This window comes from Aeromonas sp. FDAARGOS 1409 (assembly GCF_019048705.1).
GTDB lineage: Bacteria > Pseudomonadota > Gammaproteobacteria > Enterobacterales > Aeromonadaceae > Aeromonas > Aeromonas sanarellii.
The window spans coordinates 1,480,849-1,504,198 of sequence record NZ_CP077395.1 but is presented as its reverse complement, the minus strand read 5'-3'; the positions used below and the strand labels follow the sequence as shown (position 1 = coordinate 1,504,198).

At 65.6% G+C, this 23,350-nt stretch carries 22 protein-coding genes; 9 read left to right on the top strand and 13 right to left on the bottom strand.

The window, feature by feature from the left end; all coding sequences use genetic code 11:
* Nucleotides 1–229 precede the first annotated feature (229 nt).
* The 3 genes from I6L39_RS07205 to I6L39_RS07195 all read left to right on the top strand — a co-directional run bounded on the left by I6L39_RS07205 (nt 230) and on the right by I6L39_RS07195 (nt 3,734).
* Nucleotides 230–1,747 carry a YifB family Mg chelatase-like AAA ATPase gene (locus I6L39_RS07205; protein ID WP_216991426.1) on the top strand — a complete coding sequence of 506 codons (1,518 nt, stop codon included), beginning with the start codon at nt 230–232 and terminating at the stop codon, nt 1,745–1,747.
* A 132-nt stretch (nt 1,748–1,879) separates the two neighbouring features.
* Nucleotides 1,880–2,779 carry an acyltransferase gene (locus tag I6L39_RS07200; protein WP_216991425.1) on the top strand — a complete coding sequence of 300 codons (900 nt, stop codon included), beginning with the start codon at nt 1,880–1,882 and terminating at the stop codon, nt 2,777–2,779.
* Between the two features lie 7 nt (nt 2,780–2,786).
* The gene (locus tag I6L39_RS07195; protein ID WP_216991424.1) at nt 2,787–3,734 is read left to right on the top strand and encodes an acyltransferase; all 948 of its coding nucleotides are present in this window, start codon (nt 2,787–2,789) and stop codon (nt 3,732–3,734) included.
* Here the strand turns inward: I6L39_RS07195 and I6L39_RS07190 are convergent.
* Both I6L39_RS07190 and I6L39_RS07185 read right to left on the bottom strand, forming a co-directional pair.
* Nucleotides 3,677–4,165, bottom strand: coding sequence for a DUF523 domain-containing protein (locus I6L39_RS07190; RefSeq protein ID WP_216991423.1), 489 nt, complete (start codon nt 4,163–4,165; stop codon nt 3,677–3,679). The two genes, I6L39_RS07195 and I6L39_RS07190, sit on opposite strands and share 58 nt — an antisense overlap.
* Nucleotides 4,162–4,812: a DNA mismatch repair protein MutT gene (locus tag I6L39_RS07185; RefSeq protein ID WP_042078198.1), complete on the bottom strand. Its 651-nt coding sequence runs from the start codon at nt 4,810–4,812 to the stop codon at nt 4,162–4,164. Before I6L39_RS07185 ends, I6L39_RS07190 begins: the two co-directional genes overlap by 4 nt.
* Nucleotides 4,813–4,886: 74 nt before the next feature.
* Here I6L39_RS07185 and I6L39_RS07180 point away from each other — a divergent pair, with 74 nt between their 5' ends.
* The 5 genes from I6L39_RS07180 (at nt 4,887) to phnE (ending at nt 10,065) form a co-directional block, all read left to right on the top strand.
* The gene (locus I6L39_RS07180) at nt 4,887–5,522 is read left to right on the top strand and encodes a nicotinamidase (RefSeq protein WP_216991422.1); all 636 of its coding nucleotides are present in this window, start codon (nt 4,887–4,889) and stop codon (nt 5,520–5,522) included.
* Nucleotides 5,523–5,623: 101 nt separating this feature from the next.
* Nucleotides 5,624–6,802, top strand: coding sequence for a nicotinate phosphoribosyltransferase (gene pncB, locus I6L39_RS07175; protein ID WP_042078200.1), 1,179 nt, complete (start codon nt 5,624–5,626; stop codon nt 6,800–6,802).
* Between the two features lie 124 nt (nt 6,803–6,926).
* Complete coding sequence (locus tag I6L39_RS07170) at nt 6,927–7,772, top strand: putative selenate ABC transporter substrate-binding protein (RefSeq protein ID WP_209794429.1); 846 nt, start codon at nt 6,927–6,929, stop codon at nt 7,770–7,772.
* On the top strand, nt 7,769–8,530 hold the full coding sequence (locus I6L39_RS07165) for a phosphonate ABC transporter ATP-binding protein (RefSeq protein ID WP_216991421.1): 762 nt from the start codon (nt 7,769–7,771) through the stop codon (nt 8,528–8,530). Before I6L39_RS07170 ends, I6L39_RS07165 begins: the two co-directional genes overlap by 4 nt.
* On the top strand, nt 8,518–10,065 hold the full coding sequence (gene phnE / locus I6L39_RS07160) for a phosphonate ABC transporter, permease protein PhnE (RefSeq protein ID WP_216991420.1): 1,548 nt from the start codon (nt 8,518–8,520) through the stop codon (nt 10,063–10,065). The genes I6L39_RS07165 and phnE overlap by 13 nt, the downstream gene beginning before the upstream one ends.
* Nucleotides 10,066–10,147: 82 nt before the next feature.
* Here phnE and I6L39_RS07155 read toward each other — a convergent pair whose 3' ends face one another.
* The 9 genes from I6L39_RS07155 to rph all read right to left on the bottom strand — a co-directional run bounded on the left by I6L39_RS07155 (nt 10,148) and on the right by rph (nt 19,903).
* The gene (locus tag I6L39_RS07155; protein ID WP_042078204.1) at nt 10,148–10,756 is read right to left on the bottom strand and encodes a thiol:disulfide interchange protein DsbA/DsbL; all 609 of its coding nucleotides are present in this window, start codon (nt 10,754–10,756) and stop codon (nt 10,148–10,150) included.
* 134 nt (nt 10,757–10,890) lie between these two features.
* A complete protein-coding gene (locus I6L39_RS07150; protein ID WP_042078205.1) occupies nt 10,891–11,880 on the bottom strand; it encodes a serine/threonine protein kinase in 990 nt (329 codons plus the stop codon).
* Between the two features lie 126 nt (nt 11,881–12,006).
* Nucleotides 12,007–13,455, bottom strand: a complete 1,449-nt coding sequence (ccoG, locus tag I6L39_RS07145; protein ID WP_042078207.1) for a cytochrome c oxidase accessory protein CcoG — start codon at nt 13,453–13,455, stop codon at nt 12,007–12,009.
* Nucleotides 13,456–13,652: 197 nt separating this feature from the next.
* Nucleotides 13,653–13,916: a YihD family protein gene (locus I6L39_RS07140; protein WP_042078209.1), complete on the bottom strand. Its 264-nt coding sequence runs from the start codon at nt 13,914–13,916 to the stop codon at nt 13,653–13,655.
* Nucleotides 13,917–13,947: 31 nt separating this feature from the next.
* Entirely contained in the window at nt 13,948–15,102 is a 1,155-nt protein-coding gene (locus I6L39_RS07135; protein ID WP_042078210.1) for a diguanylate cyclase, read from the bottom strand.
* Nucleotides 15,103–15,207: 105 nt separating this feature from the next.
* Nucleotides 15,208–15,597: a Cu(I)-responsive transcriptional regulator gene (gene cueR, locus I6L39_RS07130; RefSeq protein ID WP_216991419.1), complete on the bottom strand. Its 390-nt coding sequence runs from the start codon at nt 15,595–15,597 to the stop codon at nt 15,208–15,210.
* Between the two features lie 10 nt (nt 15,598–15,607).
* On the bottom strand, nt 15,608–18,031 hold the full coding sequence (locus tag I6L39_RS07125) for a heavy metal translocating P-type ATPase (RefSeq protein WP_216991418.1): 2,424 nt from the start codon (nt 18,029–18,031) through the stop codon (nt 15,608–15,610).
* Nucleotides 18,032–18,191: 160 nt separating this feature from the next.
* Nucleotides 18,192–18,845 (bottom strand): orotate phosphoribosyltransferase, encoded by a 654-nt coding sequence (pyrE, locus tag I6L39_RS07120; protein ID WP_042078213.1) that lies wholly within the window; start codon nt 18,843–18,845, stop codon nt 18,192–18,194.
* 341 nt (nt 18,846–19,186) lie between these two features.
* Entirely contained in the window at nt 19,187–19,903 is a 717-nt protein-coding gene (gene rph / locus I6L39_RS07115; protein WP_216991417.1) for a ribonuclease PH, read from the bottom strand.
* Between the two features lie 146 nt (nt 19,904–20,049).
* Between rph and I6L39_RS07110 the strand changes: the two genes are divergently transcribed.
* The gene (locus I6L39_RS07110) at nt 20,050–20,913 is read left to right on the top strand and encodes a YicC/YloC family endoribonuclease (RefSeq protein ID WP_216991416.1); all 864 of its coding nucleotides are present in this window, start codon (nt 20,050–20,052) and stop codon (nt 20,911–20,913) included.
* Nucleotides 20,914–21,090: 177 nt separating this feature from the next.
* On the opposite strand, the gene I6L39_RS07105 is transcribed toward I6L39_RS07110, so the two are convergent.
* On the bottom strand, nt 21,091–21,969 hold the full coding sequence (locus I6L39_RS07105) for a DMT family transporter (protein WP_216991415.1): 879 nt from the start codon (nt 21,967–21,969) through the stop codon (nt 21,091–21,093).
* A 111-nt stretch (nt 21,970–22,080) separates the two neighbouring features.
* Nucleotides 22,081–23,349, bottom strand: a complete 1,269-nt coding sequence (gene waaA, locus I6L39_RS07100) for a lipid IV(A) 3-deoxy-D-manno-octulosonic acid transferase (RefSeq protein WP_216991414.1) — start codon at nt 23,347–23,349, stop codon at nt 22,081–22,083.
* Nucleotide 23,350 lies beyond the last annotated feature (1 nt).

Sequence of the window (23,350 nt, the reverse complement as noted above, 5' to 3'; positions counted from 1 at the left end):
AATGCTGACGAAACGGGAGGCCATGTTCATAGTTACAACCGGAAATCCTGTGAAATAGGGGCGGAGCTTGCCGCGAATGGCTATTAGAACTAGCACGGTGATTTTTATTGGGCAAGCGATTTTTGCCTGACAAGACTCTGAATTTGACTGAGTCAGAACGCGCCAGTTGGAACAAAAAACTAATAAAAAACGGTTAACCAGCACATACATCAAACCAAGGACGGGATTTATGTCATTAGCTGTGGTTTATAGCCGTGCCAGCCTGGGGATCACGGCGCCGCAAGTCACGGTGGAGGTGCACCTCTCCAACGGTCTGCCCGCCTTCAACATGGTGGGGCTGCCGGAAACCTCGGTGAAAGAGTCGCGGGATCGGGTACGCAGCGCCCTGCTCAACGGCAACTTCGAGTTCCCGGCCAAGCACATCACGGTCAACCTGGCCCCCGCCGACCTGCCCAAGGAGGGGGGCCGTTTCGATCTGGCCATCGCCATCGGCATTCTCGCTGCTTCCAAGCAGATACCGGCAAAATACCTGCTTGATCACGAATTTTTGGGGGAGCTGGCCCTGACCGGCGAGATCCGCCCCGTACTCGGGGTGCTTCCCTCGGTGCTCGCCTGCCGCGACGCGGGCCGCACCCTGCTGGTGCCGCGGGAGAACGGCCCCGAGGCTTCGCTTATTCAGGATGCCGAGGTGCGCACCGCCCACCAGCTGCTGGCGGTCACCGCCTGGCTGGCAGGCCAGTACGAGCTCCCGTTGCCGGAGCCCCAGAGCACGGAGACGCCGCCCGATGTGCCGGATCTGCAGGACGTGATCGGCCAGTCCCAGGCCAAGCGGGCACTGGAGATCGCCGCCGCCGGCAGCCACAACCTGCTGTTCATCGGCCCGCCCGGTACCGGCAAGAGCATGCTGGCGAGCCGGCTGCCCGGCATTCTGCCGCCGCTGAGCGAACAGGAGGCGCAGCAGACCGCCGCCATCCACTCCATCGGCGGCCTCACCCCGCGGGCCGGTCACTGGCACCACAGACCCTATCGTACGCCGCACCACAGCGCCTCGGCGGTAGCCCTGGTGGGCGGTGGCAGTCACCCTCGTCCTGGCGAAATATCCCTGGCCCACAACGGCGTGCTGTTTCTGGACGAACTGCCCGAGTTCGAGCGCAAGGTGCTCGACTCCCTGCGCGAACCGCTGGAGACGGGCCACATCACCATCAGCCGCGCCGCCCGCCAGGTGGACTTTCCCGCCCGCTTCCAGCTGGTGGGGGCCATGAACCCCAGCCCCTGCGGCCACTATGGCGACGGCCAGACCCGCTCCAGTCCGGACCAGATCCTGCGCTACCTCGGCAAGCTCTCAGGCCCCTTCCTCGACCGGTTCGACCTGACGGTGGAGGTGCCGCTGCTGCCCAAGGGGAGCCTGACCGGCAAGGCACAGCGGGGGGAATCGAGCGGTCAGATCCGCGAACGGGTGCTGAGGGCGCGCGAGCGGATGCTGGCCCGCAACGGCAAGCTCAACAACCTGCTGGACAGCCGTGAAATCGAAGAAATTTGCCGTTTATCACCGCAGGATGCCGAATTTCTGGAGAACGCCATCCAGAAGCTGGGGCTCAGCATCCGGGCCTGGCACCGGATCCTGCGGGTGTCGCGCACCATCGCCGATCTCGCAGGGCGGCCCGCCATCGAGAGGGAGCATCTCATCGAGGCGCTCGGTTACCGGGCCATGGACCGGCTGCTGACGCGCCTGCGCGGCGGCCAGTGAAGGCGGAGCAAGCGACACGGGGATCCCCGTCCGGGGAGGGCGTCTCCATGGTCTAGCCGCGGATCGGCTGATATCATGACCACAGATCTGACCACTTGGTTGCCATCCACCGACACGAAAACGGATTCCACCATGCCCAACAAGCTGATAGAGCGACTGCGCGGCAGCCTCTCGACCCTGCTCTATTTCATCAACACCCTGTTCTGGTTTGCCCCCGTCCTGCTGCTTGGCCTCATCAAGCTGCTGCTGCCCATCAAGGGGTGGCGCACCCTGTGCAACGCGCTGCTGGATGGCTGCGCCGGCTGCTGGATAGGTTTCAACAACCTGATCCAGAAAACCATCATCAGGACCCCTTTCGAGGTGGTCGGAGTGGACAAAGGGCGCCGGAATGAGTGGTATATGGTGATTGCCAACCATCAATCCTGGGTCGACATACTGGTATTGCAGCGGATTTTTAATCAGAAAATCCCCTTCCTGAAGTTTTTCCTCAAGAAAGAACTGATTTGGGTACCTTTTCTCGGTCTGTCCTGGTGGGCCCTCGACTTCCCCTTTATGCGACGTTATTCCCGAAAATTTCTGGAAAAACACCCGCATCTGAAAGGAAAAGACATAGAAACCACGCGAAAGGCCTGTGCCAAATTCTGCCACATTCCGGTGAGCGTGATGAACTTCGTGGAGGGCACCCGCTTCACCACCGGCAAGCACGACAAACAGGGGGCACCCTATCGTCATCTGCTTGCCCCCCGGGCGGGTGGCATCGCCTTTACCCTGGCGGCCATGGGTGATCAACTGCACAAGCTGGTGGATGTGACCATCGCCTATCCGGGTGGCATCCCCAGTTACTGGGACTTCATGTGCGGTCGAGTCAGGGAGATCAAGGTTCGGGTCCGCTTTCTGCCGATCGAACGCAATCTGGTGGGGGATTACTTCAATGACCCCGAGTTCCAACAAGAGTTTCAACAGTGGTTGAACGGGATCTGGCACGAGAAAGATCAGACCCTGGGCCAACTGCTGGCGGACAAGACGCAGTAAGACATCCATGCCAAACCTGCTCCCCGGCCCCCTGGTGCTGCTCATCAGCGCCGGCCTGACCATATTGTTTACCGCCCTGTGCGCCAGCCTGATCCTGCTGGTGTCCCTGGCCAAGCTGCTGCTCCCCGTGCCGGCCTTCGGCCGTGCCTGCAGCCGGCTCAACAACCGCTTCATGCGGTTGTGGCTGGCCTGCAACGCCCTGGTGATCCGCCTCACCACCCGCATCGACTGGCAGGTGGAGGACGACACCCGGCTGCGCAAGGATGGCTGGTATCTCATCATCAGCAACCACCTGAGCTGGACCGACATTGTCGTGCTCGGTCACCTGTTCCGCGACCGGCTGCCGGTGCCCAAGTTCTTCATGAAGCACGAGCTCATCTACATCCCGCTGCTGGGGCTCGCCTGCTGGGGGCTGGACATGCCCTTTATGCGCCGCTATTCGAGAGAGTTTCTGCTGCGCAACCCGCACCTGCGGGGCAAGGACATCGAGACCACCCGCAACGCCTGCGAGAAGTTTCGCCATATCCCCACCACCGTCATCAACTTCGTGGAGGGCACCCGCTTCACCGAGGCGAAGCGCGACGCCTCCCGATCCCGCTTTCGCCACCTGATGCCCCCCAAGGCAGCGGGGCTCGCCTTCACCCTGGCGGCCATGGGCGATCAGTTCGACAGCCTGATCAACGTCACCATCAGCTACCCGGACAACCCCGAGACCCCCTTCAAGGACTTCCTGATGGGGCGGATGAAGCGCATTCGGGTGCGGATCGAGGAGCTGCCGGTGGACGAGCAGCTGGTGGGGGATTACTTCAACGACAAGCAGTTCAAGCGCGGCTTCCAGGAGTGGCTGAACCGGCGCTGGCAGGAGAAGGACGAGGTGCTGGAAGGCTGGCAGCAGGCTCAGGCGCCCGCGGCGTTGACCGCCAAGGAGAGCGCCGACGCCAGCTCGGGCAGCTGATCCTCGCTGAACACGGCGATGCCGTGGCGGCGCAGCAGGGCCGTGGTCTTGCCCTCGCCCACCACGGATTGCCCCTCGAAGCGGCCGTTGTAGATGCGGCCGCTGCCACAGGAGGGGCTCCCTTCTTTCAGCAGGGCGAAGCGGATGCCCTGGGCCTGGCAGAGCTCGAGCGCCAGCAGGGCACCCCGATCGAACTCCGCCGTCACATCCAGCCCACCCTCGGTCACGACCCTCTCCCCCTGCCGCTCGGCGGGTGGACGCGGGGTCGGCAGACCGCCCGCCACCTCGGGGCAGAAGGCCAGCACCCGCCCCTCGGCACCGAGGGCCTTCAGCCAGTCGCTGACAATCCCCTTGCTCCGACCGTCGTAGCGCACCGGCTGACCCAGCAAACACGCGCTCACCAGCACCTTGTGCAAGCAGACATCCTTCATGCTTCCGCTCCGTTCATCACCTGGTCGAACATCACGCAGCAGGGGCTCTCCAGCCGGTAGAGGATGGCGGGGCGCTGCTTGCCGGTGCGCTTGCGACCGGTGTCCACCAGGATCTCGGCACGGTGGATCCGCTTGCGAAAGGCGGCCGTGTTCATGGGGGTCTGCAGGACGATCTCGAACGCCCGCTGCACCTCCGAGAGGGTGAACTCGGCCCCCAGCAGGTGCAACGGCAAGGTGCTGTAGCGGCTCTTGATCCGCAGCCGCTCCAGCCCCATGGCGACCAGCTGGCCGTGATCGAAGGCGAGATCCAGGCCGGGCAGGTCGGCAAGCGGGTGCCAGCAGCCGCGCACGGCCCCTGCCTCTGGCTCCGCCAGGCACAGATAAACGAGCGTGGTCGACCATCCCCGGGGATCCCGCTCCAGGTTGCCCAGGGTACAGACCTGCTCGCTGTAGCACTGCTCCAGTCCCCACTGCGCCAGCAATCGGTGGCGGGCGGCATCCAGATCCCGGTCCCGGGTCTCGTCGATGCGCAGGGCCGGCAGTTGCCAGCAGTGGGCAAAGGGGGGGCGATCCCGGGTCTCGAGGAGCAGTTCGAGCCGCTCCTCGCGCAACCGCAGCACCACCATATCCAGACTCATTCTCGGCATCCTGGTCGACCTGCTCGCCTTCTAATAATGTTTGGTAGATAATATCACAAGAATACTATGTGAAGGAGCCGTCCATGGGAATCGTCGCCAGCCTGGATATTGATGCGCAGAAGGGGTTCAGCCCCCTCTGCCCGAATGAACTGCCCGTCGCGGGCGGGGACGAGATAGTGGCCGCCCTCAACGCTCAGGCTACCCTCGCCAGCCTGCGGATCGGCAGCAAGGATGCCCACCCCGTGAACGCCGCCTGGGTGGTGAGCGAGCCGGCCGCCATGCTGCAACCCCTTGCGCTGGCGAATGCCGATCTCACCTGGCCGGCCCATTGCGTGCCGGGCACCCCGGGGTTCGAGCTGCTGGACGGCCTGCCCGCCCCCATCGATTACGACTTCTTCGTCTGGAAGGGGGTCGAGCCTGATCTGCATCCCTATGGCGCCTGCTACCACGATCTGGCAGAGCGGCGCAGCACCGGGCTCATCGAGTTCCTGCAGGCCCGCAATGTCGCGACTGTGCTGGTGGGCGGCCTCGCCACCGACTACTGCGTCAAGACCAGCGTGCTGCAGCTGCGCCGCGCCGGTTTTAGGGTGATCGTCCATCTCGATGCCTGCCGCGGCATTGCCCCCGGGACGGTGGCCCAGGCCCGCACCCAGATGATCGAGGCCGGTGCCGAGCTGGCCCAGACCCTGGCCGATGTACAACGCCTGCTGGACGCCTGATATGCCCCCCATCCTCTACAGCCTGCTCGATACCGACGCCCGCACCTTACCCATGCAGCAGGGGAACGACACTGTTCGCTCCCGCCTGCGAGGAGCCTGACATGCCTCCCATCCTCCACAGCCTGCTCGACACCGACGCCTACAAGCTGCACATGCAGCAGGCGGTGTTCCACCGCTACCCGGATGCCGAGGTGGTGGCCGAATTCCACAGCCGCAACGAAGAGGATCTGCTGCCCATGATGGGCCAGATCGAGGAGCAGTTGCGCCTCGCCGGCTCCCTGCGCCTGACCCGCTCCGAACTCGATTTCCTGGCCGAACGCCCCTTCTTCACCGCCGACTATCTGGATCACCTGCGCCGCAAGCCACTGGATGCCTCATTGCTCAAGGTGTTCGAGCGGGATGGGCGCATCAATGTGCGGGTCGAGGGGCCCTGGCAGGACGTCATCCTGTGGGAGATCCCGGTGCTCGCTATCATCAGCGAGATGCGCAACCGCTTCCGCTACCCCCAGTTCGGGGTGAGCCAGGCGCTGGCGCGACTCGACCAGAAGCTCGACAAGCTGGAGCGGGAGCTGAGCCCGGCGGAGATGCAGGAGTTCAACCTCATCGACTTCGGCACCCGCCGCCGCTTCTCCCACGCGGTGCAGGATGCCGTGGTGGGCCGCCTCCAGGAGCGGCTGCCGGCGTTTCGCGGCACCAGCAATTACCAGCTGGCACGCAAGTACCGGCTGCCGGCGGTGGGCACCCAGGCCCACGAGTGGTTCCAGGCCCATCAGCAGCTCGGCTTCCCGCTGGAGCTCAGCCAGCGCGCGGCCCTCACCAGCTGGCTGGATGAATTCACCAATCACCTCGGCATCGCGCTCACCGACTGCATCACCATGGATGCCTTCCTGCGCGACTTCGACTTCGAGCTGGCCAGCCGCTACCAGGGGCTGCGCCACGACTCCGGCGACCCCGTGGTGTGGGGGGAGAAGGCCATCAGCCACTACCAGCGCCTCGGCATCGATCCCGCCACCAAGACGCTGGTGTTCTCGGACGGCCTGGATCTCGACAAGGCGGTCCAACTGTTCCGCCACTTCCGTGGCCGCATCAACACCAGCTTCGGCATCGGCACCAAGCTCACCTGCGATCTGCCGGGCGTCACCCCCATGAACATCGTCTTCAAGCTGATGGAGTGCAACGGCGGCCCGGTCGCCAAGATCTCCGACAGCCCGGGCAAGACCCTGTGCCGGGATGCGGACTTCATCCGCAACCTCAAGCAGGCGTTCCACGTCGGGGTATAAGACGCCTTTTTGAGTGCCCCATCTTGCGCACTGCGCCGATGGCCCCCTACCATGACTCACCTGAAAGGTCCGGCCCCCGTCGGACCTTTCGCTTGTTTGAACGCCAGACCACAAGGAACCGCCCATGACCTCCAAATGGATATTTGCCCTCACCACTCTGTTCGCCAGCCTGGGTGCCGTCGCCGCCGAGCCGCTGCGGGTCTCCGCCATCCCGGACGAGGCCCCCACCGAACTGCAGCGCAAGTTTGCCCCCCTGGGTGACTACCTGGCCGAGAAGACGGGCCGCGAGGTGGTGTTCGTGCCGGTCAACGACTACGCCGCCGTGGTCGAGGCGCTGGCCGCCGGCAAGCTGGACATGGCCTGGCTCGGGGGCTTCACCTATGTGCAGGCCCATCGCCGTGCCGACAAGGTGGTACCCCTGGTGCAGCGCCAGGAAGACGCCCAGTTCACGTCCAAGTTCATCGCCAACGTCGACAGCGGCATCAAGACCCTGGCCGACACCAAGGGCAAGGACTTCGCGTTCGGTTCCCCCTCCTCCACCTCGGGTCACCTGATGCCGCGCCACTTCCTGGCCGAGCAGGGCATCAACCCGGAGCGTGACTTCGCCCACGTTGCCTTCTCCGGCGCCCACGACGCCACCGTCGCCTGGGTCGCCTCCGGCAAGGTGCCGGCCGGCGCGCTCAACGCCTCGGTGTGGGAGAAGCTCGTGGAAGAGGGCAAGGTCGATACCGCCAGGGTCAAGGTGATCTGGACCACGCCGACCTACTTTGACTACAACTGGACGGTGCGCGGCGATCTGGATCCGGCCCTTCAGGAGAAGATCAAACAGGCCTTCCTCAGCCTGGATCCGGCGGTGCCCGCTCAGGCCGAGATCCTCAAGCTGCAACGCGCCAGCCGCTTCATCGAGACCAGGCCCGAGAACTACCAGGGCATCGAAGCCGCCGCGACCCAGGCCGGCCTGCTGAAGTGATCGCCGTCGCGCTGGACGGGAAAGGATTGCGGCTCGGGCAGAGCCGCATCCTGCACCCGCTTCATCTGCAGATAGCCGCGGGGGAGTGCGTGGCCGTCATCGGGCCGAGCGGCGCGGGCAAGACCAGCCTGCTGCGGCTGATCGCCACCGAGCTGCGCGGCGAGGGCGAGCTCACCCTCTGGGGCCAGGATCCCTGGGCCCTCTCCACCCGGGCCCGCCAGCGGCTGCGCAGCCGGATCGGCATGGTCTGGCAGCAGCCTCCGCTGCCCGCCTCCCAGCCGGTGGTGACCGCCGTGCTGGCCGGCCGCCTCGGTCAGTGGTCCCTCGGCCGCTCCCTGATCTCCCTGCTGCGCCCCCGGGATCCCGACGGTGCTCGGGCCGAGCTGGCCCGCCTCGGCCTCGCCGACAAGTGGCAGCAGCGCTGCGGCGAGCTCTCCGGCGGCCAGCTGCAACGGGTCGGCATCGCCCGGGTGCTCTACCAGCAGCCGGACCTGATCCTGGCGGACGAGCCTGTCTCCGCCCTCGATCCCGTGCTCGCCCAGAGCAGCCTGGATGCCCTGCTGGCCCAGGCCCGCACCCGGGGAAGCACCCTCGTCGCCAACCTGCACGCAGTCGAGCTGGCCCTCGACCGTTTCCCCCGCATCATCGGCCTGCGGGAGGGGCGGGTGCAGTTCGACTGCCCGGCGGCGGCCGTCACCCCGGCCATGCTGGCCGAGCTCTACGCCGGTGACGACGAGGCGGCAGCGTGTTTGGTCTGACCCTCCACTGGCGTCATCCCCTGCCCTGGTTGCTGCTGCTCATCGGCTACAGCCTGTGGCAGCAGGCCGACGGCTGGCTCGGCCTGTTCGATGGCCAGAGCTGGCGGCAGATGGGCAACTTTGTCGCCACCAGCTGGCCGCCCCGTTTTGATCGGGACTTTCTCGCCCTGACCCTGACCGCGACTCTGGAGAGCCTGGCGGTGGCGACCCTGGGGCTGGCGGGCGCCCTGCTGCTCGGCGTGCCGTTCGCCCTGCTCGGCTCGCGCGCCCTGTCGCTCGCCGAACTGGGCCCGGTCCCCAGCCCGCTGCGCGGCGCCTTGCGGGCCCTCTCGCGCCTCGTCGCCATCCTGCTGCGCAGCCTGCCCGAGCTCATCTGGGCGCTGCTGTTCGTGCGCCTGTCGGGGCTCGGACCGCTGGCCGCCATCCTGGCCATCGCCGTCAGCTACGGCGGCATGCTGGCCAAGGTCTACAACGAGATCATGGAGAGCGGCGCCCTGCAACCGGCCCGCGCCCTGCTGCTCGGCGGCAGCGGCCGGTTGCAGGCGCTCTGGTATGGCGTGCTGCCCGCGGTGCGCCAGGAGCTGCTCTCCTACACCGTCTATCGCTGGGAGTGCGCCCTGCGCGCCTCCGTCATCATGGGCTTCGTCGGGGCGGGCGGGCTCGGCCAGCAGCTCGAGCTCTCCCTGCGCATGTTTGCCGGCGGCGAGGTGATGACCCTGCTGCTGGCCTTCATCCTGCTGGTGACCCTGGCGGACGGCCTCAGCGCCTGGCTGCGCCACAGCCGCTCCCCCGGCCTGCTGTTGCTGATCTGCCTGGGGCTGGCCGGGGTCCTGGCCCTCTATCGGCTCGACTGGCGCATGTTGAGCTTCTCCCTGGACGGCCTGGGCGCCTTCGTGGGGGAGTTTCTGCGACCGGACTGGTCATGGCCCTTCCTCAAGGCTGTGGGCACAGGCCTGCTCGATACGGTGCAGATGGCGCTGCTGAGCACCCTCTTCAGCGCCCTGCTGGCCCTGCCGCTGGCCTGCCTCGCGCGCCACTGCTGGCCGCTGCGGCTGCTGTTCAACCTGCTGCGATCCGTGCCCGAGCTCATCTTCGCCAGCCTGCTGGTGATCGCGGTCGGGCTGGGGCCGGTGGCGGGCATACTGGCGCTCACCCTGCACACCACCGGCGTGCTGGCCAGGCTGTTCGTGGAGACCCTGGAGAATGCGGACCCCGCCCCCCGCCTCGCCCTGCAACTGAGCGGCGCCGGCGCCGTGGCCAGCTTCTGGTACGGGCTGTTTCCCCTGGTGTCACGCCAGTGGCTGGCCTACAGCCTCTATCGCGGCGAGATGAACCTGAGGGCCGCCACCATCCTCGGGGTGGTCGGGGCCGGCGGGCTGGGGCAGCAGCTCTATGTTTCCTTAAGCCTGTTCCGCTACGATCAGGCGGCCACCCTGCTGCTGGCCATACTGCTGCTGGTCTGGCTGGCGGAGGCCCTCAGCCGCCGTACCCGTCTGCCACGCCCGGCCCCCACCCAGCGGGATTGCCAGATCTGAGCCCTTCCCGTCGTCATGGGCCCGATAAACAAAAAGCCCGCCGGTTTGCACCGGCGGGCTTTTTTCACGAGGTCAGTCTGGATCAGTCCTTCTTGGCCAGCAGGAACTGCACCAGCTGGTTGAACTGTTCCTGGGAGGTGATGGATTCAATCTTCACCATGTACTTGCCGTTGACCAGGAAGGCCGGCACGCCGCGCACGTTGTAAGTCTCGGTGTTGCGATCGAACTGGGAGACCATGCCGGAGACGGCGAAGCTGTCGACGGCGCCGTCAAACTCCTCGGCCGGCACGCCGTTGTCCACGAAGATCTGCTTCACGTCGGCACGGCTCTGGGGGATCTGACGCTGGGTGTGGATCTTGTCGAAGATGGCCGGGGTCAGCTTGGCCTCCACGTTCAGCAGGTTGGCGACGGCGTAGGCACGCTGCATCTCCGGACCCATCTCGCGGCCCAGGAAGGCCACCGGGTTCTTCTTCAGGGGCACGCCTTCGGGCAGGCTCTTCTTCAGATCTTCGGCGATCGGCTCGAACTTGGCGCAGTGCGGGCAGTAGTAGGAGAAGAACTCCAGTACTTCCGGCTGGGCGCTGCCGGTCTGGGTGACCACGTCATAGTTGACGCCTTCCTTGAATTGCGGGGCGGCGTGAACCATGGGGATCATCAGCATGGCGGCGAGGAAAAATAGGATTTTTTTCATGACGTTTCCTGTTAAGGGATCACTGTGAGGCACGCCCGGCGAACCGAAGCAGTCCAAGCCTATTGCGTCACCCTCGTGCCGTCAATGGCAAAGGCAGCCGGGGGAGACTGGCATGCCTCCCCCGGCTGCCTCCCTCACCATTGCGGCATCAGGCTCAGCGGCGGCGCCTTCAGGGCCGCCAGCTGGTCGTGCAGGGTGGCAATCTGCTGGCGCCAGTAGTGCTCGGTGTTGAACCAGGGGAAGTGGCGGGGGAAGGCGGGATCCTCCCAGCGCCGGGCCAACCAGGCCATGTAGTGGACGATGCGCATGGCCCGCAGGGGCTCGATGAGCGCCAGCTCCCGCTGGTCGAACTCCATGAACTCCTCGTAACCCGCCAGCAATGTGTCGAGCTGAAGCTGCTGCTCGTGACGCTCGCCACTCAGCATCATCCAGAGATCCTGGATGGCAGGGCCGGTGCGGCAGTCGTCGAGATCGACGAACAGCGGGCCGTCACGCCACAGTATGTTGCCCGGGTGGCAGTCGCCGTGCAGGGAGATGCGCGCCACGTCCAGGGTCATGGCGTCGCTCACGTGCCGGATCAGCTCGTCGAGCACCCCGAAGAAGGGCTTGGCCAGGCCGCTCGGCACCCATTCGCCTGCCGCCAGCAACTGGCGCGGCTCGTGCAGCATGGTCTCCACGTCCAGGGGGACGCGGTGATGAAACCCGTGGCTGGCACCGACCCTGTGGATGCGGCCAAGGTAGCGCCCCACCCACTCCAGCTGATCCAGGTTGTCCACCTCGAACTGACGGCCACCGACGCTCTGCCAGATGGCAAAGGGGTAGCCCTGATGCTCCAGCAGGGTCTCGCCGGCGAAGCTGAGGGGTGCGGCGACCGGGATCTCCGTCTCCATCAGGCGGGCGGCGAATTCGTGCTCCTCCAGGATCTGGGCCCGGCTCCAGCGACCGGGACGATAGAACTTCACCACGTAGCGGCGGCGATCCTCGTCCTGAAACTGGTAGACCCGGTTCTCGTAGCTGTTGAGCTCGATCAGGCCTGAATCGATGCGCAGGCCGCTGAGATCGATGGCATCCATGATGAGATCGGGATTGAGGTCGGAATAGTTGAAACGCATGTCATCCACCATAGGAAAGGGGCGCTGTTGCGCCCCATTCTATCCGATCCAGCCCGGGATGGACGACCCGCCCTCCCGGAAACCGTCACAACCCGCTGATAAATCTGCTGGCTTGCTTCAAAGCAGGGTGCCCCGTGGTCACAACCTGCTGATAAATTTACTGGGCTGACGCAGGGTGCCCTTGCTGTCGTCCGCAGCCGCCCCTTCCCGCTTCAACACGAACTGCACATCCAGGGTCGGCCGCTTCAGGTTGAAGGGATCCACCGCCAGGCTCACCGGCAGGGTGAAAATCTCCCCTGGTTTGAGAGTCACCTCCCGCGGACCGAACCACTGATGCTCCGGCAGCCCCTCCACATCCAGCAGATAGGTCTGGGACTGCAGGGTCTTGTTGAGGATCTTCAGGGTGTAGGTGTTCTCGATGAGCCCCTCGCTGTTCTCGCGGAACAGCTGGTTGCGATCCCGCAGTATGTCGAGCCCCATGGGCATGATGGACATGGCGTTGTAGACGAAGACCCCCAGCATGATGACCATCACCAGGCCGTAGCCGATCAGCTTGGGCCGCGCGACCTGGGTCTCGCTGTGGGCCAGCTTGTGCTCAGTGGTGTAGCTGATGAGGCCGCGCGGGTAGCCCATCCGATCCATGGTCTGGTCGCAGGCATCGACGCAGGCGCCGCAGTTGATGCACTCGTACTGCAGGCCGTCGCGGATGTCGATGCCGGTCGGGCAGACCTGCACGCAGAGATCGCAGTCGATGCAGTCTCCCAGCCCCAGCGCCTTGGGGTCGGCCTTGCGGCCCCGGGCACCCCGGGTCTCGCCGCGCTGGCTGTCGTAGCCGACGATGTAGGTGTCCTTGTCGAACATGGCGGACTGGAAGCGGGCATAGGGGCACATGTGGATGCACATGATGGCGCGCATCCAGCCGGCGTTGCCATAGGTGCAGGCGGCGAAGAACAGCACCCAGAAGATGACCCAGCCGCCCGCCTGCAGGGTGAAGAAGTCGGGCACCAGATGGAAGACGTCCTGGAAGTAGGCGACGAAGGTGAGCCCGGTGCCTAGCGACAGCAGGATCCAGGCCAGGTGCTTGGCCCCCTTGCGCGCCAGTTTCTCGCCGCTCCAGGGCGCCTCATCCAGCTTGCGCCGCTTGTTGGCGGCCCCTTCCAGCTTCTCTTCGAACCAGATGAACATGAAGGTCCACACCGTCTGGGGGCAGAGATAGCCACACCAGACCCGGCCGAGGAAGGTGGTCACGAAGAAGAGGGCGAAGGCGGCGATCATGAAGACCCAGGCCAGCAGGGTGAGGTCCTGCGGCCAGATGGTGGCGCCGAAGATGTGGAACTGCTGGTGCTCCAGATCGAACAGCACCGCCTGGCGACCGTCGTAACGCAGCCAGGGCAGGGCGACGAAGAGCGCGACGAAGAACCAGCCCATGGCCTTGCGCACCCGCTGCCAGTAGCCGGTCTGGGAGCGGACATAGATGCGCTTGCCGGGGTTGAACCTGTCGTCACCCGCCTTGAAGGTATTGGGATTGAAGGTCCCGGTGACGTCACCGGTCACGTCCTTGATATCGATCTTGTCCTGGTCGGCCATCGCAACACATAGCTCCACTCACATTGTTATGAAGCCGATTATATCTTAAACAACCTGCTAATTGTGTGGGTTAAATGTATCTATAGTTCGAGTGCCGTCGCAATTTCAGGCAACAAAAAAGGCCCATAGCCAGTTGACTATGCGCCTTTTGCGAGATTCCCTTGAAACCTTCCTCTTCCGGCAACCCGGCGGTCGGGTTACTTGATGCCGCGGGCCTTGAGCAGGGCCTCCTTGAAGTCGGGCACATGATCCTTGGCCAGCCCCGGGATCATCGCCTGCTTGTCGGACTCGCGCATCTTGAGGTGATAGATCAGCATGTCGTCGGTCAGCTCGGACAGGGGACCGTCAAATCCCGCCTCCTCGGCCAGCTTGGCGACAAACTGCACCAGGCTGAGGTCCTGTTCCTTGATCCAGGCGGGCTGCAGCAGCTCCAGCAGCTCTTCGATACGATGACATTGCATAGACGACCTCTTCAACTCTGTCTTGTGAAACTCAGGCAACCTTACCCATCAAGGCTACTTCGATACGATCCCGGCCATTATGCTTGGCCTGGTAGAGGGCCGCATCCGCTTTTTGGATGAGATCGGCGATGGAGTGGTGCTGGTCCGGCACCAGGGTCGCCACCCCGAAGCTGCAACTGACCCGCCCCGAGACCCGGGACTTGTGGTGGGGAATGCCGAGCGTGCGCAGGGCCGTGCGCACCTGCTCGGCGATCTGCATGGCCCCCTGCAAGGTGGTGCAGGGCAGCAGCAGGGCGAACTCCTCCCCCCCGTAACGGGCGGCCAGATCGTCCTCCCGGCGCAGCACCTCGGCCAGCAGGCTCGCCACCTGCTGCAGACACTGGTCCCCCAGCTGGTGGCCATAGTGATCGTTGAACTGCTTGAAGTAGTCCACGTCCACCAGCACCAGGGAGAGGGGGGCCTGGGCCCGGTGGCAGCGGCGCCAGGCCCGCGCCAGGCTGTCATCGAGATGGGCCCGGTTCGCGATGCCGGTCAGCCCGTCCAGGCGGGAGGTGAGCTTGAGGTGCTCGGAGACCGCCTTGAGCTCCGCCACCAGCTCGGCGTTGGAGAAGCTGTGGTAGAGGGAGGCCACCTGGTCCCGCCGCAGGCGTCGCAGCAGGGTGGGCAGAAACACGAACAGATAGCCCGCCAACATGCAGGAGACGATGCGCTCCTGCTCGTTGCCGCCACCCAGTTCGAACAGCATGGCAGACCCGAGCGGCAGCACGGCCCCGTAGAGGGTGCGGCGGCTGCCGAACAGCATGATGGCACTGCCGGTGAGGATCAGGCTGGCGAGCATCATCATGGCGGCGCGGTAGGTGTCCGGCAGCCTGTCCATGTAGAGCAGCACGCCGAGGGCCCAGATGATGGAGGTGATGGTGACGCCGATGAACAGCTCCCGCTCCAGCACCGGCAGCGGGAGCTGCGTCAGTCTGGGCTGACGCCAGCGCAGGTGCCACCAGCGCCCCAGCAGCAACAGGAAGACCAGCCCCAGCCAGCCGAGGGCCTCCCCCACCGGCAGGTAGTCGTGGCACAGCAGGCTCCAGCTGATCGCCAGCAGCGCCAGACAGGGCAGGCTGAAGGAGGCGTGGGTATAGAGCTGGACCATGATGGCACGCCGCACCTGATGTTTCACACTCTGGGTCAACTGGGCACTCCCTGTACAAGAGCCGCACAGTCTACCACTCCCCTTTCCTGCTCAACAATCAATCGCCCGCTATTAAGCTGACGCTCAGCGCTGCCTCCGGCCCGCTCACCCTTTCTCCAGCTCCTCGAGGATGGGGCACTCGGGGCTTGCATCCCCGTGGCAGCAGCTCACCACCTCCTCGAGCGCAACGAGCATGGCCTGAAGGCCGGCAATGCGGGCACGCAGATCGACGATCTTCTCCTGGGCCAGCTTCTTCACCTGGGCGCTGGTTCTGTGCTCGTCCCGGTAGAGTGCCAGCAGCTCCTGGCACTCCTCCAGGTTGAAGCCGGTCTCCCGCGCCCGCTTGACGAAGCGCAGCTCCCGCAGGGCGCCGTCGCCGTAGCTGCGATAGCCGTTGTCGCTGCGCACCGGCGCCGTGATGAGCCCGATGCTCTCGTAATACCGGATGGTCTTGGCGGTCAGGCCGGTGGCCTTGGCAACCTTGCTGATGTTCATGCTCGCCTCCTTATTGGCTCGAATGGGTGCTTGCGACGCGGGCGCCCGCCCTGGGCTGCCAGCGCTTCAGTAACAGGGAATTGCTCAGTACGGTGACGCTGCTGAGCGCCATGGCCGCCCCCGCCAGCTCCGGGCTGAGATAGCCCAGCGCCGCCAGCGGAATGCCGACCACGTTGAACACGAAGGCCCAGAACAGGTTCTGCTGTATGGTGCGCCAGGTCGCCGCCGAGATGTCGATGGCATCGGCCACCAGCCGAGGGTCAGATCGCATGAGCGTGATGGCGGCGGTCTCCATGGCCACATCGGAGCCGGAGCCCATGGCGATCCCCACGTCCGCCGCGGCGAGTGCCGGCGCATCGTTCACCCCGTCCCCCACCATGGCCACCAGCCCGGAGGTCTGCGCCCGCAGCGCCGCCACCTTGTCCACCTTGCCGGCGGGCAGCACGGAGTCGAAGGCCCCGTCCAGCCCCAGCTTGGCGGCGATGTGGGCCACAGGCGCGGGCGCGTCGCCGCTCACCAGCCAGCTGGCGATGCCGCGCTGGCGCAGGGTGGCGATGGCCTCGGGGCTCTCCGGCCTCAGGGTATCGGCCAGGGCGGCGAGGCCGACGACCACGCCGTCGATGGCCACCCAGACCCGGGTCGCCCCGTCGGCAGGTTGTTCCTCCTGCGCAGGCGCCTCGATGCCGAGCTGGGCCAGCAAGACACTGTTGCCGATGGCGACCCCATGGCCCGCCACCTGACCGAGGATGCCGGCACCGACCCGCACCTCCACCGCCTCCGGCTGGGGCAGCGCGGCATCTTTGCCAGCTGCCTCGCGCATGGCCAGCGCCAGCGGGTGTTCGCTCGCCTGTTGCAGGGCGGCGGCGAGGCGCAGCTGCTCGTCGCTGCCGCTCCAGCTCGCCAGCACAGGCCGGCCCTGGGTCAGGGTCCCTGTCTTGTCGAAGATGAGGGCCTTGATGGCGTGGGCCTTCTGCAGGGTGTCGACGTCCTTGATCAGGATGCCGTGGCGCGCCGCCACCCCGGTGCCGGTGACAATGGCGGCCGGAGTCGCCAGCCCGAGGGCACAGGGGCAGGCGATCACCAGCACGGCCACCGCCGCCAGCAGCGCCTGGCCGAAGTCGTTGCTTGCGGCATACCAGGCCAGCAGGGTAAAGAGGGCGATGGCCATCACCACGGGCACGAACACGGCGGAGACCCTGTCCACCAGCTGTTGCAGCGGTGCCTTGCCCATCTGGGCGCTCTCCACCAGGGCGATGATCTTGCTGAGGCTGGAGTCCTCCCCCACGGTCGTGGCCTCGATCTCCAGCACGCCGGAGCGGTTGATGGCGCCGCCCAGCACGGCATCCCCCAGCGCGCGCGGCACCGGGAGGCTCTCGCCGGTGAGGATGGATTCGTCCAGTTCGCTCTCGCCGCTCGTTATCTTGCCGTCCACCGGCACCCGTTCGCCCACCAGCACCCGCAGCCTGTCGCCACGCAGTACCTCGTCGATGCCGACGCTGCGCCACTCCCCCCCGCGCCAGACGGTAGCCGTCTCGGGGCGCAGGGCCATCAGCTCGCGGATGGCGGACTGGGTGCTGCGGCGGGCTCTCGCCTCCAGCAGCTTCCCGAGGGAGATCAGGGTGATGATGATGGCGCTCGCCTCGAAGTAGAGCTTGCCGCTGGCGGCAGCCCCCAGGGTCAGCAGCAGATAGAGGCTGTAGAAGTAGGCGGCACTGGTACCGGTCGCAACCAGCACGTCCATATTGGCCGCCCTGTTGCGCAATGCGAGCCAGGCGCCGCGATAGAAGCGGGCCCCGATCCAGAACTGCACCGGGGTGGCGAGCACCAGCTCCAGCCAGGCGGGCAGATGCCAGTGCAGCAGCCCGGCCATGGAGAGCATGCCCACCAGCAGCGGCAGGGTCAGCAGTGCCGAGATACAGACCTGGATCAGCGCCTGGTGCGCGGCGGCAGACTCCTGCGCCTCCCGCTCCAGCAACTGCTGGCGGCGACCGCTGGCGGAGCCCTGTGCCAGCTGGGCGTCAAAGCCGAGGGCCTCGATCCGGGTGCGCAGGGAGGCCGGCGTCTGCATCCCGGGCACCAGCACGAGGCGGGCCTGCTCGAGGGAGAAGTTGACGTCGGCCGAGATGACGCCGGGCAGCGCCACCAGCATCTTGTTCAAACGGGCAGAGCAGCCGGCACAGGTCATGCCGCCTATCTGGAACGTGAGCGTCTCCTGGCCATAGTCATAGCCCTGGGCCTTGATGCTCTCCAGCACCTCGGGCAGACGGTCGGGGCTGGCCAGGTCGATGGCCGCCTGCTCCAGCGCGAAGTTGACGGTGGCCTGCACCCCGTCGAGCTTGTTGAGGGCGGTCGTGATGCGGCTGGCGCAGTTGGCGCAGCTCATGCCGCTGAGCGGCAACTGCAGATGGATGGGTGATTGAATATCTGTGGTCATGATGTTCCTCCCAGGAACCAGTCGGCCAGAACCAATGCCGATGATCAAACCCTAACCTTTACTGTAAGGGTAAGCTCAAGTCGCGATGACCACTTTTTTATCCATGAAAAATGGCGCCGCCCCGGCAGGGGCGACGCCATTCTCATGGATGCGGAGAGGCTCAGATGCCGTACTGGGCGCGATACGCCTTCATGGCCGCCAGCTGGGAGGCCAGCTCGGGCTGCTCGGCCTGCTTCTCCTCCAGATACTGGATCAGATCGCTCATCTGGATGATGGCGATGATGTGGGCACCGTAGTCACGCTCCACCTCCTGAATGGCGGAGAGCTCGCCCTTGCCCTTCTCCTGACGGTCCAGGGCGATCAGCACCCCGGCCAGGGAGGCGCCGTTGGCCTGGATCAGATCCATGGATTCGCGGATGGCGGTACCGGCGGTGATGACGTCGTCCACCAGCATGATGCGCCCCTTGAGCGGGCTGCCCACCAGGTTGCCGCCCTCACCGTGATCCTTGGCCTCCTTGCGGTTGAAGCACCAGGGCACGTCCACGTCGTGCTGCTCCACCAGCTGCACTGCGGTGGCGGAGGCGATGGGGATCCCCTTGTAGGCCGGGCCAAACAGCACGTCGAATTCGATGCCGGCATCCATCAGGGCGGCGGCGTAGAAGCGGCCGAGACGGGCCAGATCGCGGCCGCTGTTGAACAGGCCGGCGTTGAAGAAGTAGGGGCTCTTGCGGCCGGATTTCAGGGTAAATTCACCGAATTTGAGGACCTGTTTCTCCAGGGCGAACTCGATAAATTGACGCTGGTAGGCTTTCATTCTGGCTCCTTGCTTGGCTTGTCGTTGACTGTTGTGGGGGTATAAAAAAACGCGGTCAATGCCGCGTTTGCAGGATCTGTTGACGCTTCGTCACAGCCGCGACGGAGTCGGTTTTTGCGCAGAACTAGGCATGAGATGCGAAGTTTGGTGATCCAAACGAGGCATCGAATAACGACGTTATGCACAAAAACAGACCCGTCCCTATGGGTTGCGTGGCAAAGGATGCCATGCGTTGTTGCAGGACTTGCCAAGGGAATAACCATTGGCGGCATCCTGCGCCTAGCCTGGCATCCTTTGACACTGCAACGCGACTTGTGCCGAAACATCAACAGATCCTGGTATCAGGAAAGTGACTGCTTCTGCAGCGCGATGATGTCCATGATGCCGCCCTTGGCGAGCGCCAGCATCGCCAGCAGCTCCTCGTGGGTGAAGGGCTCGGCCTCGGCGGTGCCCTGCACCTCGATGATGCGGCCGTCTTCGGTCATCACCACGTTCATGTCGGTCTCGGCGGCGGAGTCTTCCACGTACTCCAGATCGCAGATGGCCTCCCCCTCATACATGCCGACGGAGACGGCGGCGATCATCTGCTTGAGCGGGCTCTGCTTGAGCATGCCCTTCTCCACCATCCAGTTCAGGGCGTCCACCAGGGCCACGCAGGCCCCTGTGATGGCGGCGGTGCGGGTGCCGCCGTCGGCCTGCAGCACGTCACAGTCCACCGTGATGGAGTGCTCGCCGAGCGCGGTCAGGTCCACCGCGGCGCGCAGGGAACGGGCGATCAGACGGGAGATCTCCAGGGTGCGGCCGCTCTGCTTGCCGGCGGCCGCCTCGCGGTTCATACGCGAATGGGTGGAACGCGGCAGCATGCCGTACTCGGCGGTGACCCAGCCCTGACCCTTGCCTTTCAGGAAGCGCGGCACGCTGGTGTCGACGCTGGCGGTGCAGAGCACCCGGGTATGGCCAAACTCCACCAGCACGGACCCTTCCGCATGCTTGGTGAAGTTGCGGGTGATGGTAACCGGACGCACCTGGGCGGCACTGCGATCGCTGGGACGGGACATGGGACTGACCTCTGGGCTGGCTGAATTGGCGCAGGAGTATAAGCGATTGCTACTCAAATATCAGCCGCTAAAACCACCTCGTCGGCTGACGGGGCAGGCCTGGCTGAGTATACTGGCCGCACACTTCATCAAGCCCGGAACAATCAATGATTCACAGCATGACCGCCTACGCCCGCAAGGAACTCAAGGGCGACTGGGGCACAGCCGTTTGGGAAATTCGTTCGGTCAACCAGCGCTATCTGGAGACCTACATTCGCCTGCCGGAACAACTGCGCAGCCTGGAGCCGGTCCTGCGCGAGCGTTTCCGTGCCAAGCTGCAGCGCGGCAAGGTGGAGTGCAACCTGCGTTTCGAGGCCGCCCAGGCCGCCGCCAGCCAGCTCCACGTCAATGAAGAGCTGGCCAGGCTCATCATCGACAGCGCCAACTGGGTGATGAAAGAGGCGGGTCAGGGCCAGCTCAACCCGGTGGACGTGCTGCGCTGGCCGGGGGTCATGGCCGCCGCCGAGCAGGACATGGACGTGGTCGCCACCGAGCTGATGGCCGGCTTCGACCTGACCATGGACGACTTCCTCGCCTCCCGCGCCAGCGAAGGGGCCAACCTCAAGGCGCTGATCGAACAGCGTCTGGCCGGCATCCAGGTGGAAGTGAAGAAGGTGCGCGAACACCTGCCGCAGATCATCGAGTGGCAGCGCCAGAAGCTCACCGACCGTCTGGCCGAGGCCAAGGTGGAGCTGGATCCTGCCCGCATCGAGCAGGAGATAGTGCTGCTGGCCCAGAAGATCGACGTGGCCGAAGAGCTGGATCGCCTGGAGATGCACATCGGCGAGACCACCAAGATCATGAAGAAGGGGGGCGCCTGCGGCCGTCGCCTCGACTTCATGATGCAGGAGTTCAACCGCGAGTCGAACACCCTAGGTTCCAAGTCCATCAACGCCGAGGTGACCCAGTCCGCCGTCGAGTTGAAGGTCCTCATCGAGCAGATGCGCGAGCAGATCCAGAACATCGAGTGATCCCCCTCCTCGATACACCGGCCCCCGCCACGCGGGGGCTTTTTTATGCCCGTTGCCCGCAGTGATCAGCCGCCTGACTGATGGCAGCCCAACTCGACATGCGCCATCACGCAAAGAGGGTCTGCCATGCAAACCCTCTCGCTTTTCCGAACCATTTACGCTCGTCGCCCGTGCAGGCTAGACCGGTGACTTCAGCCTGCGGCTGCGCAGCAGCAGGGGGAGCTGGTAGAGCACCAGAGCGCCCAGCACCAGGCCGGCGCCGGCCAGCTTGGCGGGGCCCAGCGGCTCGTCATAGAAGAGGGTGCTGAGGATCAGGGTCCAGACCGGTTCCAGCAGCATCAGCAGGGCGGCGTGGGCCGTGGTCATCCGGCTCAGGGCATGGGTGAGCAGCCAGTAACGCAAGGTGGTGGCGATCAGGACGCTGGCGGCAAACCAGCCCCAGATGCCAGTGCCGATGCTGGCGGGCCACTGCTCGGTCAGCAGGGAGAGCAGGGTGCCGAGCAACCCGGTCACCGCCAGCTGGATGCAGGTGAGCCAGGTAGGAGGGATGGACTGGGCGAAGTGGCGGTGCACCGCGAGCTGAACCCCCAGGGTGGCGGCCGCCGCCAGAAACCAGAACAGGGAGAGCGACACCCCCCAGTGGGTGCTGCTGGAGAGCAGCAGCAGACCGGCCACGGCGACGGGCAGGGTCAGCCAGTAGTGGCGGCCGGGTCTGGCCTTGAAGGCGGCCCAGGCGGCGAGCGGCGCCATCAGGGTGGCCACACTCATGATGAAGGCGCCGCTGCCCAGGGCTTCGCTCTGGCTGATGGCGGTAACCCAAAACAGCAGGCTGGCCCCGAGCAGGGTGCCGCAGCCGGCGGCACGCAGCAGTTGTGAGCCACTGGGGGGCGGCTCCCGCAGCCAGGCGAGCGGCAAGAGCAGCAGGGCGGCCAGCAGGAAGCGGCTGCCGATAAAGGCGGCGGTGGGCAGTTCACGGATCGCCTCTTTCGAGAAGAGCCAGCCGGCGGCGGCCAGCAGGGTGACCAGTATCATCAACAGCAGGGGAGCGCGGTTCATCGGGGCATCACAGGGTCAGGGGCAAAGGGCAGAGCATAAAGGAAAGGGACGCGCATTGTCTCCCGGGGTTTGGCAGACGCGCTGGCGGGGCGGCCACGAGACCGCCCCGCCTCAGTCGTCACTTTCCAGGCTGGCGAGGCAATGGGACAGGGTGCGTGCCAGCGCCCCCTGATTGCGCAGCACCACGGCGCGGGCCTGCTCCCCCATCTCGCGGCGGGCAGGGGCATCGCCGAGCAGGGTGCTCACCCGGTGGCCGAGCGCCTCGGCGTCCGCCACCACGGCCGCGCCACCCTGGGCCACCAGCTGGCGGGTGATGTCGCTGAAGTTGAAATAGACGGGCCCAGTCAGGCAGGGTTTGCCCAGCGCCGCCGGTTCCAGCAGGTTGTGACCGCCCACCGGCACCAGGCTGCCACCGACAAAGGCGAGATCCGCCGCCGCCAGCATCAGCGGCAGCTCGCCCATGGTGTCACCCAGGTAGATCTTGTCGCTCTCGCCGACCGCACTGCCCGCCGTGCGCCGCACGCAACCGTAGGGGGCGCACAGCTCGGCCACCCGATCGAAACGCTCGGGATGGCGCGGCACCAGGATCAGCAGGGCGGAGGGATGGGCCTTGATCACCAGCTCGAAGGCGGCCAGCACCTGCTCGTCTTCCCCCTGGTGGGTGCTGGCGGCGATCCAGACAGGTCTGGCCTCCCCCAACTGCTGGCGCAGGGCACGGCCCCTGGCCTGCACCTCGTCGCCAAACTGGATGTCGAACTTGATGGAGCCGGTCACCGCCAGCCGGTTGCGCGCGATTCCCAGCCGATGGAAGCGATCCGCGTCGTCCTGATGCTGGCAGAGCAGGTGGGTCAGGGGCCGGCTGAGGGCATCGAAGGCGCCCTGGAAGCGGCCATAGCGCCGGCAGGATCGCTCCGAGAGGCGGGCATTGAGGATGGTCACCGGCAGGTGGCGCGCCTCGCAGGCCGCCAGCCAGTTCGGCCACAGCTCGGTCTCCATCACCCAGAGGGCGCGGGGCTTGACTGTGCTCAGAAACGCCGAGACGGCCCAGGGGTAGTCGAGCGGCGCATAGCGGTGCACCACCAGATCCCCGAGCTTGGCCGCCTGTTCGGCACCGGTGCGGGTGGTGGTGGTGAGCAGTATGGGCAGCTCGGGGCGCTCGGCCTTGAGGGCACGGATGAAGGGGGTGATGGCCAGGGTCTCCCCCACGCTCACCGCATGGATCCAGAGCGGCGCCTCCTGCCCGGTGGCAGGTGTCCGCCCCAGGTGCTCGGCCCAGCGCTTGCCGAAGCCGGGCTTGCCTTTCCTGGGCTTGTAGAGCGCCAGCAGCGCCAGGGGCAACCCCAAGTGGATCAGCAGGTTGTAGAGCAACCGGTAGATCATG

What these genes read in the sequence shown, in the direction of transcription:
- I6L39_RS07205 (WP_216991426.1), top strand. Translation starts at nt 230, where the DNA reads ATGTCATTAGCTGTGGTTTATAGCCGTGCCAGCCTGGGGATCACGGCG.
- I6L39_RS07200 (WP_216991425.1), top strand. Translation starts at nt 1,880, where the DNA reads ATGCCCAACAAGCTGATAGAGCGACTGCGCGGCAGCCTCTCGACCCTG.
- I6L39_RS07195 (WP_216991424.1), top strand. Translation starts at nt 2,787, where the DNA reads ATGCCAAACCTGCTCCCCGGCCCCCTGGTGCTGCTCATCAGCGCCGGC.
- I6L39_RS07190 (WP_216991423.1), bottom strand. Translation starts at nt 4,165, where the DNA reads ATGAAGGATGTCTGCTTGCACAAGGTGCTGGTGAGCGCGTGTTTGCTG.
- I6L39_RS07185 (WP_042078198.1), bottom strand. Translation starts at nt 4,812, where the DNA reads ATGCCGAGAATGAGTCTGGATATGGTGGTGCTGCGGTTGCGCGAGGAG.
- I6L39_RS07180 (WP_216991422.1), top strand. Translation starts at nt 4,887, where the DNA reads ATGGGAATCGTCGCCAGCCTGGATATTGATGCGCAGAAGGGGTTCAGC.
- pncB (WP_042078200.1), top strand. Translation starts at nt 5,624, where the DNA reads ATGCCTCCCATCCTCCACAGCCTGCTCGACACCGACGCCTACAAGCTG.
- I6L39_RS07170 (WP_209794429.1), top strand. Translation starts at nt 6,927, where the DNA reads ATGACCTCCAAATGGATATTTGCCCTCACCACTCTGTTCGCCAGCCTG.
- I6L39_RS07155 (WP_042078204.1), bottom strand. Translation starts at nt 10,756, where the DNA reads ATGAAAAAAATCCTATTTTTCCTCGCCGCCATGCTGATGATCCCCATG.
- I6L39_RS07150 (WP_042078205.1), bottom strand. Translation starts at nt 11,880, where the DNA reads ATGGTGGATGACATGCGTTTCAACTATTCCGACCTCAATCCCGATCTC.
- ccoG (WP_042078207.1), bottom strand. Translation starts at nt 13,455, where the DNA reads ATGGCCGACCAGGACAAGATCGATATCAAGGACGTGACCGGTGACGTC.
- I6L39_RS07140 (WP_042078209.1), bottom strand. Translation starts at nt 13,916, where the DNA reads ATGCAATGTCATCGTATCGAAGAGCTGCTGGAGCTGCTGCAGCCCGCC.
- cueR (WP_216991419.1), bottom strand. Translation starts at nt 15,597, where the DNA reads ATGAACATCAGCAAGGTTGCCAAGGCCACCGGCCTGACCGCCAAGACC.
- I6L39_RS07125 (WP_216991418.1), bottom strand. Translation starts at nt 18,031, where the DNA reads ATGACCACAGATATTCAATCACCCATCCATCTGCAGTTGCCGCTCAGC.
- pyrE (WP_042078213.1), bottom strand. Translation starts at nt 18,845, where the DNA reads ATGAAAGCCTACCAGCGTCAATTTATCGAGTTCGCCCTGGAGAAACAG.
- rph (WP_216991417.1), bottom strand. Translation starts at nt 19,903, where the DNA reads ATGTCCCGTCCCAGCGATCGCAGTGCCGCCCAGGTGCGTCCGGTTACC.
- I6L39_RS07110 (WP_216991416.1), top strand. Translation starts at nt 20,050, where the DNA reads ATGATTCACAGCATGACCGCCTACGCCCGCAAGGAACTCAAGGGCGAC.
- I6L39_RS07105 (WP_216991415.1), bottom strand. Translation starts at nt 21,969, where the DNA reads ATGAACCGCGCTCCCCTGCTGTTGATGATACTGGTCACCCTGCTGGCC.
- waaA (WP_216991414.1), bottom strand. Translation starts at nt 23,349, where the DNA reads ATGATCTACCGGTTGCTCTACAACCTGCTGATCCACTTGGGGTTGCCC.